At 34.4% G+C, this 13,756-nt stretch carries 15 protein-coding genes; 12 read left to right on the forward strand and 3 right to left on the reverse strand.

Annotated elements, in window-relative coordinates:
- Positions 1-37 precede the first annotated feature (37 nt).
- Entirely contained in the window at positions 38-568 is a 531-nt protein-coding gene (locus CDO33_RS02640; RefSeq protein ID WP_103083342.1) for a helix-turn-helix domain-containing protein, read from the forward strand.
- Positions 543-1,130, forward strand: coding sequence for a transposase (locus CDO33_RS02645; RefSeq protein ID WP_103083343.1), 588 nt, complete (start codon positions 543-545; stop codon positions 1,128-1,130). Before CDO33_RS02640 ends, CDO33_RS02645 begins: the two co-directional genes overlap by 26 nt.
- 61 nt (positions 1,131-1,191) lie before the next feature.
- On the opposite strand, the gene CDO33_RS02650 is transcribed toward CDO33_RS02645, so the two are convergent.
- Entirely contained in the window at positions 1,192-2,118 is a 927-nt protein-coding gene (locus CDO33_RS02650) for a protein NO VEIN domain-containing protein (RefSeq protein WP_151898643.1), read from the reverse strand.
- Between the two features lie 199 nt (positions 2,119-2,317).
- Between CDO33_RS02650 and istA the strand changes: the two genes are divergently transcribed.
- Together istA and istB are read left to right on the forward strand one after the other, a co-directional pair.
- Positions 2,318-3,823 (forward strand): IS21 family transposase, encoded by a 1,506-nt coding sequence (istA, locus tag CDO33_RS02655; protein ID WP_103083304.1) that lies wholly within the window; start codon positions 2,318-2,320, stop codon positions 3,821-3,823.
- Positions 3,816-4,541, forward strand: a complete 726-nt coding sequence (gene istB, locus CDO33_RS02660; protein ID WP_103083303.1) for an IS21-like element helper ATPase IstB — start codon at positions 3,816-3,818, stop codon at positions 4,539-4,541. The genes istA and istB overlap by 8 nt, the downstream gene beginning before the upstream one ends.
- Before the next feature lie 71 nt (positions 4,542-4,612).
- Here the strand turns inward: istB and CDO33_RS02665 are convergent, their stop codons facing one another.
- Positions 4,613-5,146, reverse strand: a complete 534-nt coding sequence (locus CDO33_RS02665; protein WP_133158720.1) for a hypothetical protein — start codon at positions 5,144-5,146, stop codon at positions 4,613-4,615.
- Positions 5,147-6,043: 897 nt separating this feature from the next.
- Between CDO33_RS02665 and CDO33_RS02670 the strand changes: the two genes are divergently transcribed.
- The 6 genes from CDO33_RS02670 to CDO33_RS02695 all read left to right on the forward strand — a co-directional run bounded on the left by CDO33_RS02670 (position 6,044) and on the right by CDO33_RS02695 (position 10,212).
- Complete coding sequence (locus tag CDO33_RS02670) at positions 6,044-6,442, forward strand: ArsR/SmtB family transcription factor (protein WP_003519130.1); 399 nt, start codon at positions 6,044-6,046, stop codon at positions 6,440-6,442.
- A gap of 153 nt (positions 6,443-6,595) precedes the next feature.
- Positions 6,596-7,633: an ACR3 family arsenite efflux transporter gene (gene arsB / locus CDO33_RS02675; protein ID WP_095522197.1), complete on the forward strand. Its 1,038-nt coding sequence runs from the start codon at positions 6,596-6,598 to the stop codon at positions 7,631-7,633.
- A gap of 24 nt (positions 7,634-7,657) precedes the next feature.
- Positions 7,658-8,059 carry an arsenate reductase ArsC gene (locus CDO33_RS02680; protein ID WP_003519126.1) on the forward strand — a complete coding sequence of 134 codons (402 nt, stop codon included), beginning with the start codon at positions 7,658-7,660 and terminating at the stop codon, positions 8,057-8,059.
- 108 nt (positions 8,060-8,167) lie between these two features.
- Entirely contained in the window at positions 8,168-9,184 is a 1,017-nt protein-coding gene (locus tag CDO33_RS02685) for a permease (protein WP_014256056.1), read from the forward strand.
- A 123-nt stretch (positions 9,185-9,307) separates the two neighbouring features.
- Positions 9,308-9,535, forward strand: a complete 228-nt coding sequence (locus tag CDO33_RS02690; RefSeq protein WP_014256055.1) for a thioredoxin family protein — start codon at positions 9,308-9,310, stop codon at positions 9,533-9,535.
- A gap of 113 nt (positions 9,536-9,648) precedes the next feature.
- Complete coding sequence (locus CDO33_RS02695; protein ID WP_101298565.1) at positions 9,649-10,212, forward strand: DUF2703 domain-containing protein; 564 nt, start codon at positions 9,649-9,651, stop codon at positions 10,210-10,212.
- Between the two features lie 296 nt (positions 10,213-10,508).
- Here CDO33_RS02695 and CDO33_RS02705 read toward each other — a convergent pair whose 3' ends face one another.
- Positions 10,509-10,913, reverse strand: a complete 405-nt coding sequence (locus CDO33_RS02705; protein ID WP_103083169.1) for a four helix bundle protein — start codon at positions 10,911-10,913, stop codon at positions 10,509-10,511.
- Between the two features lie 529 nt (positions 10,914-11,442).
- Here CDO33_RS02705 and CDO33_RS02710 point away from each other — a divergent pair.
- Positions 11,443-12,351 carry a ParM/StbA family protein gene (locus CDO33_RS02710; RefSeq protein ID WP_103083168.1) on the forward strand — a complete coding sequence of 303 codons (909 nt, stop codon included), beginning with the start codon at positions 11,443-11,445 and terminating at the stop codon, positions 12,349-12,351.
- Between the two features lie 4 nt (positions 12,352-12,355).
- Positions 12,356-12,646, forward strand: a complete 291-nt coding sequence (locus CDO33_RS02715; protein ID WP_103083167.1) for a hypothetical protein — start codon at positions 12,356-12,358, stop codon at positions 12,644-12,646.
- Positions 12,647-13,756 lie beyond the last annotated feature (1,110 nt).

Genomic DNA, 13,756 nt, shown 5'->3' on the forward strand with positions numbered 1-13,756 from the left:
CCGAAGCCCTTACAATATAGGGCAGGGGGAATGTATAATGGGTAGAAAATGTGTTGAGGTTAAATCACTTTATGGATTAACGATAGATGACTTAAATTTAATAGCCAATAGTTCTGACAGTAATTATACCAGAGACGTCGTCAAAGCTGTAATCATGAGGCATAAGGGTATCCATACGCAGGTTATTGCAGATACCTTGAGTAAATGTAACGCAACCATTGTGTCATATATCAACAACTGGAACGATAGCGGTATTGCTTGCATCGCCGACCTGCGGGGCGGCAATATTGAAAGTACTGTCACCGATGAAATGGTAGAGGATATCCGCAATATAGTTACCAGTAAGAGTCCTCATGAGTTCGGCTATGAACAAAACCGGTGGAACGCCAAGTTGTTAGTCAGGTATGTAGAAGACCACTGGGGAAAAGAATATTCCGACACCTGGATCCGTAAAATACTGGCTAATCTTGGTTTCTCGTACAAAAGGGGTGTTTATAAACCGAGCAAGGGAGACCCAAAGCTTCAGGAAAGCTTTAAAAAAAATGTCAGTTGTATTGGATATAATTGAGCCTTTAGGAGATGTCTCCCTGTGGTGTCAGGATGAAACCAGTAAAAGGCTCGAATCCAACAACTTTTATTCCTGGAGTCCTGTAGGCAAACCTACAGAAATTGAGTGTAACGGCTGTCATAAGGGCATCAATATCATTGGAGCTACGGAAGTACTGAATCATATGGGTTTTGTGTACGATGTATACTCCAAAAAAGAAGGCTCTTTGACAGCAGCTCATGTGGTCAAATATATGGAGCGTTTACTGGACTATGATAAAGCAAGAGGGATTTCTACCACCTTTGTCCAGTGGGATAATTCTCCGATTCATAAAGGCCCTTTGATACAAGAGTTTGTTGAGGCTCATAAAAGTGATTTAATAGTGTTGCATCAACCTCCTTATTCTCCACACCTGAATCCTCAAGAGGAGATGTGGCACTGGATGAAAAACTTTATTGCACAAGCCTCTGCTGTAAAGAACGAACAGGAACTATTGCATTTAGTAAATCGTTTTGAGGCATATATTAAAGCTCATCCTGATGAGGTTAGGCATCGGCTATATGCCCGGAACTACTTTCCATGATTGCCAATTTGGCAATTGTAGGCTTTAATGTTCGTTATCTATATATCATTTGTATAAATGATTAACATTTTATTACCTTCCATATGTATTCTTCCAACCTGTATTCCTTATTATTTAAGATGTTATCTATAATATCGATAGTTATGTCGTTTTTATCCTTTGCTAAAATATTATGAACTCTATATATTAGATACTTTTTACCTTCTGATTGTAACTGGCGAGCCGTACATAATTCATTTGCTGTAATATAAAAATCATTTTCATTTGATGCTTCAGTTTTAACTTCAATATAAAGTTCATTTCCATTCCTATCATATGAAAGTATATCATATCCGTTAGATGGGTTTTTGGCAGGGGTATTATCTACCATGTCTTGATATTTTGTACCAGCAAGATTCTTTCTTTCTAAGTCATATACATATGCCTCACCCAGTTTGCCAATTTCCATCTGGAATTTATGCAGTTTTAAATAGTCAAATTCGGGAGAAAGTTTTTTTCTTAATTCATCAAAGGTATAAATTATTGATGAAATATTAATGTCGTCTTTTATACTCATTCCTTCAATATTTTGGCTTATTATAGGTTCTACCTTTAAGTTAGAGTTTTTTTTTAATTTATCTGCACAATTAATACAAATAATTCTTTTATTGACGGCTTGCCAATTATCTATAGTATTAGTATACATGTTTCCACAATGAGAACATTTAAGCATATTTTCATTTCTTGAATTCTTTATAACTTGCGGAATTAAGCCTTCAATCTCAACTAATTTTCCGAGTTTTGTTATTATACCATTTACATTAAATCCTGGATACCTTGTTTCTTTTAAATGGTTTAAAAGAGGTGCAAACTTTTCTGGAACATAATACTCACCATTATTTGTTTTTAGGATATTATTATTATATTTTGTAGCGTCTGTTGACTTTAATTCATTAACACCGCACTCTGTATGTGTGTATTGTAAAATAAAAGTACAGCAAGTTGCCACGTAAAAGTGCAGCAGCTTGCCAAACAAATTTGAGAATATTTTACAGTAAATATTAATACAACTTTCACTGCGGTTGATTTCTATCGTCAACGGCAGGCATATTTAGCTATTCATGATTTTGATAGAAGAAAAAAACATTGCCAGCACCCAATTAAAAATAGTACCCTTTAGTTGTCAATGCTAAGGGGGTACGGAAAGGATGCTAACAATGGCTGATATTAAGTATATCAAAGATTTATCGGATAAGAAAGGCTTATCCTTACGAGAAATTTCAAGAATAACCGGTTTTAACTTCAGAACTGTCCAGAAATATGTGGATAAGGATGATTGGTCAAAACCATTAACCAGAAAAAAGAACAGCAAAAGTGTACTTGACTCATTTGCAAAAACTATTGATGAATGGCTGGAAGCCGATTTAAAGGCACCAAGGAAACAGAGACATACAGCCAAAAGAATATATAATCGGCTTAGTAAGTTATACAAAGATGAATTTACTGTATCATATCGAACTGTTGCCAGATATGTAGCAGAAAAGAAACGAAAACTATATGGAAGCAATGAAAGCTATATCCCGCTTTATCATCCTGCCGGGGAGGCGCAGTTAGACTTTGGAATGGCAGAATTTGTGGAAAACGGGATTCGATATGAAGGCTGCTATGTGGCCATGTCTTTCCCATACAGCAATGGCGGTTACATACAGGCCTATAAGGGAACCAACATTGAATGCCTGCTCCAGGGTATGCAAAATATATTCAATCACATGGGACGAGTTCCCACCTGTATATGGTTTGATAACGATAAGGCTGTTGTAAAGAAGATATTGACTAACGGTGAGAGGGAAGTTACAGACGCATTCAACAGATTTCGACTGCATTATGGTTTTGAGAGTAATTTCTGCAATCCCGACAGTGGGCATGAAAAAGGGCATGTGGAAAACAAGGTAGGCTATTCAAGAAGAAATATGCTGGTTCCGGTGCCGGAATTCAAAGACCTTCAAGAATTTAATAAGAACCTGCTGATCGAATGTGATGAAGATATGCATCGTAAGCACTACTTAAAAGATATCCTCATTAAAACTCTGTTTGAACAGGATAAGAAAGCAATGAAACCTTTGCCAAAAGCTGAGTATGAGATCTACCGTCTTGAGAAAGTGAAGTCCGATAAATACGGGAAAGTGAACTTTGAAAACAGAAAATACTCTGCCAGTCCTGAGCATGCTCAAAGGGAGCTTTTTGTGAAAGCCAATGCTTTCAATGTCTGGATTCTTGATGATCAGTATCAGGTTGTTCAATGGCATAACCGATTATATGGAAAACAAAAAGAATCTATGAAATGGGAACCCTATCTGGTACTGATGAGTAACAGACCAAATGCCATAAAATATACCGGCTTTTTTCAGCAGTTGCCCCAAACATTGCAGGAGTACCTTTCTGGCTGTGATTACGAGCAAAAGAAAGCTACCCTAAGAATGCTGAAGAAGATGGTTGCTAACAGTGAGCTTGAAACAGCAGTGGATGCTTTTAACTACTGTGTTCAAAAAGGTATACAAGACTTGGATAGTATATGGGCCCGTTATTACAGTATGGTCTTCGCAAATGCTCCCATACCTGATATTGTTGTGAAAGATGAAATCCCTTGTCTGTCATATGAGGTGAATAACTCAATCTACGACGACCTGCTTGAGAGGGGGCTTCCTCATGCATGAACTAATTGCTGCCTACTGTAACACTCTAAAACTTGGCTCAAGAATTGCCAAGAATTATTCGCAGATTGAGGCCGAGACCCATGAGGAATTTCTTGCTAAGCTTTTGGCTATGGAAATAGAGGCCAGAGAACTCAATCGTAAAAATGCCCTGCTGAAGCAAGCGCAATTTGATGTCTTGAAAACCTTTGGAGACTTTCGGTTTGAAAAGATGAGTATACCCAATACTATCGATGTAGAAGCTATTAAAACAGCTTCTTTCGTTGACAAAAAGGAAAACCTGATTCTCTATGGATCTGTTGGGCTTGGGAAAACTCACCTGGCTACGGCAATGGGTGTGGAAGCCTGTAACCGTGGGAAAAGGGTAAGGTTTTTCCGCACATCTTCACTTGTTAATCAACTATTGGATGCCAAAGCTGAAGGAAGCCTTAAACGTTTTATGAAGCAATTGAATAAGGCAGATTTGATTATTTGCGATGAATGGGGTTTCATTCCATTTGAAAAAGAGGGAGCGCAACTTTTATTTCAGGTTATATCAGACTGTTACGAACGCAAAAGTCTAATTATTACTACTAATTTAGAATTCAGTAAATGGAACAGTATTTTCTACGATGAAAAGCTAACAAGCGCAATCATTGATAGAATTATTCATCACAGCCACTTAATTGTATTTGAAGGTTCAAGTAATCGTTTAGAGAACTCCTTGATGAAAGTACGATAAAAATTCATACCTTATATTAACAAAATTGGATTGCTTGGGTGCTGCATTTTTCTTGTCATTTTGATGCATTTCTAGTTGACAAAACACACTGTATGAAAAAGTATGTACCAGCAAAATGCCATTTTCAACATTTCTGGATTATCTTCATGCTCTAAATTCATTAACTCTTCTATTTTATATATTTGCTCTATTGTAAGGCTTGGTTTATATTCTGCTTTTTCTGGAACACCATTTAATAATCTCTCAAAATGATTTATTAGATTACTTTTTATCCAGATTTTTTCAAAACCTTTAGGATTTTTTATTATATTGTAAGCATAAATATATTTAAAAAAAGATTCACAATATTTATCTTGGGAGCCATACCTTTCTTTATTTCTAAAATATTCCTGAACTTTCTTAAAATCTTCTATATCTAATTTTGAGGCATCATCCTTTCCTAAAACATAGAACAGATTTGATATTGCACTTATGTAAGCACGATGAGATATAGGTTTATAATGTTTAAGGAAATCATCAATAATTTTTTGAGTCTGAGGGGTTAATACTTCCAACATTACTTTTGTATCTAACTTATCATTATTAACACGCATTTTATCACCCACTACAAAATAATCAAATAACATATATATTATAAACTATTATGGCTTTATTTTCCATAGAGAAATCGATTTCATATCAAAACTACTGCATATATTAAGAATTTTGCAAGGCTTAGTGCAGTCGCCACAGATTATCTGTATATTTCTTGGTTCTTTGTAATTTTTTCTGTTGTATAACCCAAAAAAACTCGTGTCACGAATAAAAAAGTCGTGTTAAAAATAAAAAAGTCATGTTAAAAGTCATGGTGAAAATAGGGTAGAAAACCTTATTGGAGCCATGACTTTTTAATAGGATTACTAGGCTCAAGGAGTAAGGTATAAGGCTAAAAATATTGATTTTAAAGGGTTTGAAAAGATTGTTGATGAAAGATATTGATAAAAACTTTCCCCTTTTTCCTTTTAACTTTTCCCTATTCCTGACACGACTTTTTTATCTAAAATGAGGCTGAAAATAGGAAGAAAATAGGAGAAATGAACAAGGAAAATGGGTGATTTATGACATGACTTTATTATATGGAAAGAATTAGGAAAATGGGCATAAGGCGAGAAGGGATAAGGGTTTGAGGGATTTCGGTTTGGAGCGGAGTTTATTTTAAATATACATAGTTAGGGGTATGGATTTTTAGGGAAAAGGAATAAGGAAAATGTTTTAGAAATAATAAAGTTGACTCTATGATAATAAAGTTGGTTCTAAAATAATAAAGTTATTCCCAAAATTAGATTTTCACATCGTAGGGGAGGTTTGGGGTATGTTATGGGAACGTATTCTTGAATTATGTGATAAATATAAAAAACATATTTTTTGATTTATAAGATAATGTATTTATTGTTGACAGAGAAATAAATCAATACTATTATATATATGAGTATAATTGAATATAATCATATGGTGGTGATAAATTGGATTTAATAGAAATCTTTAAAGCGTTGGGAGATGAAAACAGAATTAGAATACTCAATTTGCTAATAAGACAGGAACTCTGTGTGTGCGAGATAGAAACAGTGCTGGATATGACGCAGTCTAATGCTTCAAGACATCTAAATAAATTAAAAACTTCAGGTATTATAACCAGTGAAAAGAAATCTCAATGGGTCTATTACAGAGTAGATAACAAGTTTATTGAAGAAAATAACCTACTGTATGAATTTATTAAAAACAAGATGGCTGAAAATACACAATTGTTAAGAGATATAGAGACACTTAAAAAATATAAAAACAGTAACTTTACATGTGAGCAACTACGGGAAGATAAAAGTCAGGTTCTTAAGTATCTTCGAGAGCAGTGCAATAACAATTAATGAAAATTATTAATAATAGAAAACTGATTTTAGTTATTTTTCTGTAAAAACTTTAAATTAGTCACTATATGATTATAACTGAATATAATCATATAGTAAGAACAAGATAATTTAAATTGATAGGGGGCATAAAACTTGAGTGACAAAGAAACAATGCAAGAAAATAAAGGATTAGGTTTTTTTGAAAAGTACCTTACAGTATGGGTAGCAGTATGCATTATAGTAGGAGTTGCAATAGGACAATTAGTTCCTTCAATCCCTGAAACTTTAAGCAAATTTGAATATGCAAATGTATCAATTCCTGTTGCTATTCTCATATGGCTAATGATTTACCCAATGATGCTGAAAATTGATTTTTCAAGCATTGTCAGGGCAACAAAAAAACCGAAGGGACTAATAGTTACTTGTGTAACAAACTGGCTTATCAAGCCTTTTACAATGTATCTTATTGCAGCGTTTTTCTTGAAAGTAGTGTTCAGTAGGTGGATTGGTCCGGATTTAGCGACAGACTATCTTGCAGGTGCAGTATTATTAGGAGCCGCACCATGTACCGCTATGGTATTCGTATGGAGTTATCTGACAAAAGGCGACCCTGCTTATACATTAGTGCAGGTAGCAGTGAATGACCTGATAATATTGTTTGCATTTACACCAATTGTTGCATTCCTATTAGGGGTAAGTAATGTGACCGTTCCTTATGACACGCTGATATTATCAACAATCCTGTTTGTTGTTATTCCATTGGCAGGAGGGTACCTTACTAGAAGGAACATCATTAAACATAAGAGTATAGAGTATTTCGAGAACATTTTTCTCAAGAAATTTGATAATGTAACAATCGTAGGTTTGCTTCTCACTTTAGTAATTATTTTCTCGTTCCAGGGTGAAATAATTTTAAGTAATCCCTTGCATATTATATTAATTGCCATACCATTAATTATCCAGACATTCTTTATATTCTTCATTGCTTATGGATGGGCAAAGATATGGAAACTTCCCCATGATATTGCAGCACCTGCGGGAATGATTGGAGCAAGCAATTTCTTTGAACTTGCAGTTGCAGTGGCAATTTCACTCTTTGGACTGGAATCTGGAGCCGCTCTTGCAACAGTTGTAGGGGTATTGGTTGAAGTCCCGGTCATGCTTACATTGGTCAGGATTGCAAATAGTACAAGGCATTGGTTTCAATAACCTTGTAGAAAAAGGTGGTATCGAATGAAAAAGAAGGTTGCTTTTGTATGTGTCCACAACTCTTGCCGTTCTCAAATGGCAGAAGGTTGGGCAAAGAAGTTGGGAAGTGACGTATTAGAAGCATATTCGGCAGGGACGGAAAAATACCCTGAAGTGAAGCCACTAGCAGTACAGGTAATGGAAGAAGCAGGAGTGGATATGAGTGACCATCATCCGAAACTATTAAGCGATATTCCGGCGGAAGTAGATATATTAATAACGATGGGATGTAATGTAGAATGCCCTTATGTACCATGCCAGCATATAGAAGATTGGGGGCTTAGTGACCCGTCAGGCGGACCAATAGAGGATTACAGAAAAACAAGAGATATAATTAAGGAAAAAGTCGAGGATTTAATACAGAGAGTAAAGAACAATCAGATTTGATAAGCGGTATGTAATTAATCAAAATAAGAGAATTGCAGTGAAGTTGAAAAGTGCAAACATGTTGAAAAATAACTTGAAGTGTGTAAGGGGTAAAGGGGATGTTTTCATATGAACATATTAGCCATGATATTCGGTTGGTTAAATGACCAACTATTAAAAATGAGATGGCTTTCAGAATTGGTAAGACTTCTTGTGGAAAAAGTATTTGGTTTACCTGTTAGCGAAAGGATAGGCGGAAGTATTCACTTTTTTATATACGATACAATTAAAATATTTATATTATTATCACTATTAATATTTGTCATATCCTATATCCAGAGTTATTTTCCGCCAGAGAGGACAAAGAAGATTCTCGGAAAGATAAAAGGCATTAAAGGGAATATACTTGGGGCACTGCTTGGTACGATAACTCCCTTTTGCAGTTGCTCCAGTATACCAATTTTTATAGGTTTTACTTCGGCTGGATTGCCTTTAGGCATAACCTTTTCTTTCTTAATATCTTCGCCAATGGTAGATTTGGCGTCATTAATGTTGTTAATTTCATTTTTCGGTCTTAAAATTGCCATAGCCTATGTTGTAGTAGGCTTAATTTTGGCAGTTATTGGAGGAACTTTAATAGAAAAGTTTAGACTTGAAAAATATGTAGAAGGATATGTAAGGGAAATTGAAAATGTTGATGCGGAAGTGCCTGAAATGACTCGTAAGGAAAGAATATCATATTCAAAGGAACAGGTCAGAGATATTATCAAAAGGGTTTGGCTATATGTATTAATCGGTGTAGGCATAGGGGCGGCTATTCATAACTGGATTCCACAGTCATTCATAGAAAATGTGGTTGGAGGTAATAATCCATTTGCAGTGATGCTTGCTACTGTAGTGGGCATTCCAATGTATGCTGATATATTCGGTACTCTTCCAATAGCCGAAGCGTTATTTGCAAAAGGAGTGGACGTAGGGACTATAGTGTCATTTATGATGGCAGTAACAGCCCTGTCTCTGCCTTCCATAATTATGCTCAGAAAGGTGGTAAAGCCTAAACTTTTAGCAATCTTTGTATCTATCGTATCAGCAGGGATTATTATTATTGGATACTTATTTAATGCTTTTTCATATATTTTTGTGTAAAGCAGAGATTCATTCTGAAATGATGAGTCTTGTAAAATGCACAGGATGTGAAATCTGTGTAAAAGAAAATTGTGGAATGACGATAATAACGGAAAAAATATTGATTGATGAGGAGGATTTATTATGGTAATCAAAGTTTTAGGTTCAGGATGTTGTAATTGCAAAAAATTAGAGGCTAATGTCAGAGAGGCTGTAAAGGAACTGGGACTTGAAGCCACTATTGAAAAAGTAGAGGATTTTAAGGACATTATGGCATATGGTGTAATGAGAACACCTGCACTTGTAGTAGATGAACAGGTAAAGATTATGGGAAGAGTTCCGTCGGTAGAGGATATTAAAAGATATTTATAACGAGGCGGGAGCATATTTCCGCCTCATTGAAACGCCGCTAATGTAAGAAAATTTTACTACAACCGAAAAATTTTCTTATGAATCTAGGCGTTATAAAGAAGGAGGCTTTTATTATGGGATGTTGTGAAACTCAAAGAAATAATACATGCTGTAGTACGAGTTGCGGGTGTGAAGAGCAAAATTATGAAGAAGAAAAGAAAAAAATAATAATTGATTTTTTGTTTTTAGATTTAAGTATATGTACAAGATGCCAGGGCACGGAGAGCAGTCTTGAAGAAGCCATTAAGGACGTTGCTAAAGTGCTTGAATTAGCGGGCATAGAAGTTGTTGTAAATAAAATTCATATTGATAGTAAGGAAAAGGCCATACAGTATAGATTTGAGAGTTCACCTACTATCCGTATTAATGGAAATGATATACAACTGGAAATGAGAGAATCACTTTGTGAATCATGTGGCGATTTGTGCGGGGATGAAGTGGACTGCCGTGTATGGGTGTACAAAGGTAAAGAATATAATGTTCCTCCAAAAGCAATGATAATTGATGCCATACTTCGTGAAGTATATAGTGACAAAAAAGCACAGTTAAATAATAGAGTTGGTAAGGAAGCATATCAATTACCGGAAAATTTACGTCGATTTTTTGAATCGATTGAGAAAAATAAGAATTGTGAATAAATGATAGGACTAATGTGCGATTTAATATAGAAGAAGATTAAAGCCTAAGCACATCAACATCTTGACCATATGAACCTTTCTATAAATAGGGCTATTATGATTTTTTAAATGCTTTGGAGATTTAGCAGTCTTTCCAAGGCATTTTTTATAACAGTCTGTAAAGTTCAAACTTATTCATTTGTAAAAATTTTTTCTAGGTGAATTTTAAGTCCACCAAAAGTATGTGATACTGCGCAATCATCGCCTTTGCAAATAGCAGGTGAAAATATTATGGAGTATGTAAAGATTATAAAATATTAGGGGTCAATTGTAACTGATTCATTATCTAAACAAGATTTTAACATCTTTATATAGCCATACAGCATTTTTATTACTTCAAGGAATTTCTCATCTAAAGTTTTGTATTGTTCTTCACTTATATAATGGTTTTGATATGCGGTTAGTAAATGGTTTCTCGTTTCACCACAACTGCCAAGGGCAGCGTTGGCATGGAATAATTCCCGCTTTATAAATAGTTGGGTATTTCCTTCGGCTATGTTTGCGGAAATACTTCGACTGCTTCTAATGATTTGGTCAGTAAGCCGGTACTGCTCATGGCTTGGAAACCCTTTAACCAATGCTTCTATTTCTCGTTCAAGAGCGTTTGCCTTCTGCCAAACTTTAAGCGTCTTAAAATCCCTTATGACTAAACCATTGCTCATTTAGATTCATCCTTTCAAATATTAGATTTTCCCACATTATACGGATTGTTAAGCGTAAGTCAAATTTTTATACTAGAATTTTTTATAAAATTATTTCAAATAGTTAAAAGGCTTAAGGAGTTTTATAATGCATAATTAGTCCTTAACATTTGCACTTAGGATTAATATCCTAACATGATTTTTGACGCTTAAAAGTATATTAAAGCATTGTTATATCAATGAATTGGGGGGATTTACTAAATACATATATAATTTAGAGAAGGGTAAAGTGATAAGGAGGAAGAGGATATAGGATATAAAGAAAAACAAAAATACTTGACTTTGTAATAGATGATTTACTATAAAGAATTGTCTTTTATAATAAGGTATTTTATATAAGTTGACATTATATACCTCCGTTAAGATAAATTCCTACGCTTACCTTATTAACAGGTAAGCAATTTTTTTATTGTAGAAATACTTGAAATTATAAAAAGTGATTTATTAAAAGAACTATAACGAACTAAACCACAAGATTGGAGGAATTGTTATGAGAAACAGGATTTTATTAGGCCTTGATAATGGTAACAAATGTACAAAAACAAGTGAAGGTTATATTAGCGAATCAGGTTTTACTAAATCAAATACTGAACCAATTTCATCAAGCAATCTTTTAATTTATGAAGGTAAATTTTATAGCATCGGAGGCCAGAGGTTAAGTGTTCAAATGGACAAGACAATCAACCAGGATGCTTTCATCCTATCGTTACCTGCAATTGCAGATGCGATAAACAAAGCACAAGTAGAAGGTGAAGTAGATGTAATCCTGGGTGTAGGGCTTCCGATTGTCAATTATGGAATTCTTAAAAGAAAGTTTCGGGAATATTTTTTAAAGCAGAATATAAAGTTTAATTTTAACAAAAAGAATTATGCAATCAATATAGTTGATTGCCGTACTTATCCTCAAGGGTATTCCGCATTAATAACGGTGTTTAACAGTTACAAAAACCTTCTATGCAATGTTATTGATATTGGTGGATATACAATTGATTTCTTCAGGGTAGAGAATGGAATAATTGATATTAAATCATGCTACTCACTTCCCGATGGAATCATTACATTAATTGCAAATGTTCAACAGGAACTATTAAAAATGAACATCAGACTTACTGAAGGACAAGTACAGGATATAATAGCAGGCAAAGAACCAGTAATTTTTGAAGTAGACGTTAAAGAAATGGTCGAAGTATTTGCAAAAGACTACACAGAAAATATATTATCGAAAATCCAAGAGTATGGGTTTGAATTTCGGAACGCTACTGTTTTTACTGGCGGGGGAAGTATGTTACTAAAGAGATACATCGAAGAATCCAGTAGAGTAAAATATGCGGATTTTCTTGACCAGTTTGCCAATGCACGTGGTTATAAGATTCTACTTGAGCAGGAATTAAGAAGGTGATACTATGGCAACAAAACGGATAAATTTGTCTTTTTCTTTAGATAGAGAGGATGATGTGAAGGTATATAACATACTTTCTGCACAAAAGTATAAAACAGATTATGTAATTAAGGCGGTGTTAAGTTATATAGGAGAAAGGGATAAGGGTTTTGATAAGGAAAAAATAAAGGAGGCTGTGAAAGAAGCGATAGCGGAATGTGGAGGAATTACCACAGAAAACAAGGGAAAAGAGAATAATAGTTGCGTCGAACATGAATTACCTAACGAAATATTTAATATGTTCGATAATCTATAACCATTATGAGCAGGGAAGTTTCAGACTTCCTGCTTTTTTCTTAGATAATATATATGTAATAAATAGGCAATGGGTTACAAATTTCCTTAGGTTGTTTTTACCATTTTCTCCTCGCCCCTTATCACTTATGTCCTAACAGGAGGTTCCAAAATGAACTGGAATAAAAAGTAAGGTACTACAAGGAACTATAGTTTGATGGATAGTTGAAATATAAAGACAGACTCTTTACAAATAACATTGCTATATGATATTCTTAAAACACATTCTGGGGAATGTAGTTGGTAAACGGGCAAAATAGGGGAAGAGATTGCTTTATTGCAGTTTCTTTCCCTATTTTGTATAAAAAGCAATTCTCTTTTCAGGAGTATGAAGTGTAAAACACGATTTTAGAATCGATATCCTTTATATAGAAAACTAATAAGAATCAATTCTTAGAAACCATTCTTTTTACATTAGAAACAGAGCAAATAAGTAGGTTTTTAATAGGGAAAAGGAGTTAGAAACGGTTTTGAGGGTTATGGGGTGAAAAAGTGATTCTAAAAAAGCAGGTGTAGGGGGATAATAGGTTAAAGGGGATAGGGGGCTTGGAATTAAAAACTGCATTGATAATAACTATTAAAGCATTAAATTTTCTTATCCATTAAATCTTATCAAAATCTATAAAAAGACTCTATTAATAACTTAGGTTGTACTATATAATAGTAAATAGACATTCTTGGCAAAATGTAGCACAATATTGCGTGTATCCTTTGGTAGTGTCAAAAGACTTATGAAAAACGTTTGTTCGGGTGAATGATTTTCATCCTCTGGCAAAATTATAATCTGCGTCCTTGAATTTTCGTCAAGGCTGAAATGAACGGGCTTCCAGCCCGGCCTTGACAAAAATTCAGACGCAGATTAAGGGGGTTTTCAAGAGGATGAAAGTTAAAATCTGACAAAATCAGGGGGGTAGTAGGGTCGAAACTATCTAGGCCTTGGTAATAAAGCGTTTGAAGCATTTTAAGGGTAAAAACTTTTGACACTACCTATCCTTTATGAGGTGAAAAAATATGAAAACTATAGATAACGAACTATATAGTTAAAATTATCCTGTGCAATTTTCCTCCGAAG

The organism is Clostridium thermosuccinogenes (assembly GCF_002896855.1).
Lineage (GTDB): Bacteria > Bacillota > Clostridia > Acetivibrionales > DSM-5807 > Pseudoclostridium > Pseudoclostridium thermosuccinogenes.

What these genes read in the sequence shown, in the direction of transcription:
- arsB (WP_095522197.1), top strand. Translation starts at nt 6,596, where the DNA reads ATGCAAGAAAATAAAGGATTAGGTTTTTTTGAAAAGTACCTTACAGTA.
- CDO33_RS02685 (WP_014256056.1), top strand. Translation starts at nt 8,168, where the DNA reads ATGAACATATTAGCCATGATATTCGGTTGGTTAAATGACCAACTATTA.
- istB (WP_103083303.1), top strand. Translation starts at nt 3,816, where the DNA reads ATGCATGAACTAATTGCTGCCTACTGTAACACTCTAAAACTTGGCTCA.
- CDO33_RS02640 (WP_103083342.1), top strand. Translation starts at nt 38, where the DNA reads ATGGGTAGAAAATGTGTTGAGGTTAAATCACTTTATGGATTAACGATA.
- CDO33_RS02680 (WP_003519126.1), top strand. Translation starts at nt 7,658, where the DNA reads ATGAAAAAGAAGGTTGCTTTTGTATGTGTCCACAACTCTTGCCGTTCT.
- CDO33_RS02695 (WP_101298565.1), top strand. Translation starts at nt 9,649, where the DNA reads ATGGGATGTTGTGAAACTCAAAGAAATAATACATGCTGTAGTACGAGT.
- CDO33_RS02645 (WP_103083343.1), top strand. Translation starts at nt 543, where the DNA reads ATGTCAGTTGTATTGGATATAATTGAGCCTTTAGGAGATGTCTCCCTG.
- istA (WP_103083304.1), top strand. Translation starts at nt 2,318, where the DNA reads ATGCTAACAATGGCTGATATTAAGTATATCAAAGATTTATCGGATAAG.
- CDO33_RS02715 (WP_103083167.1), top strand. Translation starts at nt 12,356, where the DNA reads ATGGCAACAAAACGGATAAATTTGTCTTTTTCTTTAGATAGAGAGGAT.
- CDO33_RS02705 (WP_103083169.1), bottom strand. Translation starts at nt 10,913, where the DNA reads ATGAGCAATGGTTTAGTCATAAGGGATTTTAAGACGCTTAAAGTTTGG.
- CDO33_RS02710 (WP_103083168.1), top strand. Translation starts at nt 11,443, where the DNA reads ATGAGAAACAGGATTTTATTAGGCCTTGATAATGGTAACAAATGTACA.
- CDO33_RS02690 (WP_014256055.1), top strand. Translation starts at nt 9,308, where the DNA reads ATGGTAATCAAAGTTTTAGGTTCAGGATGTTGTAATTGCAAAAAATTA.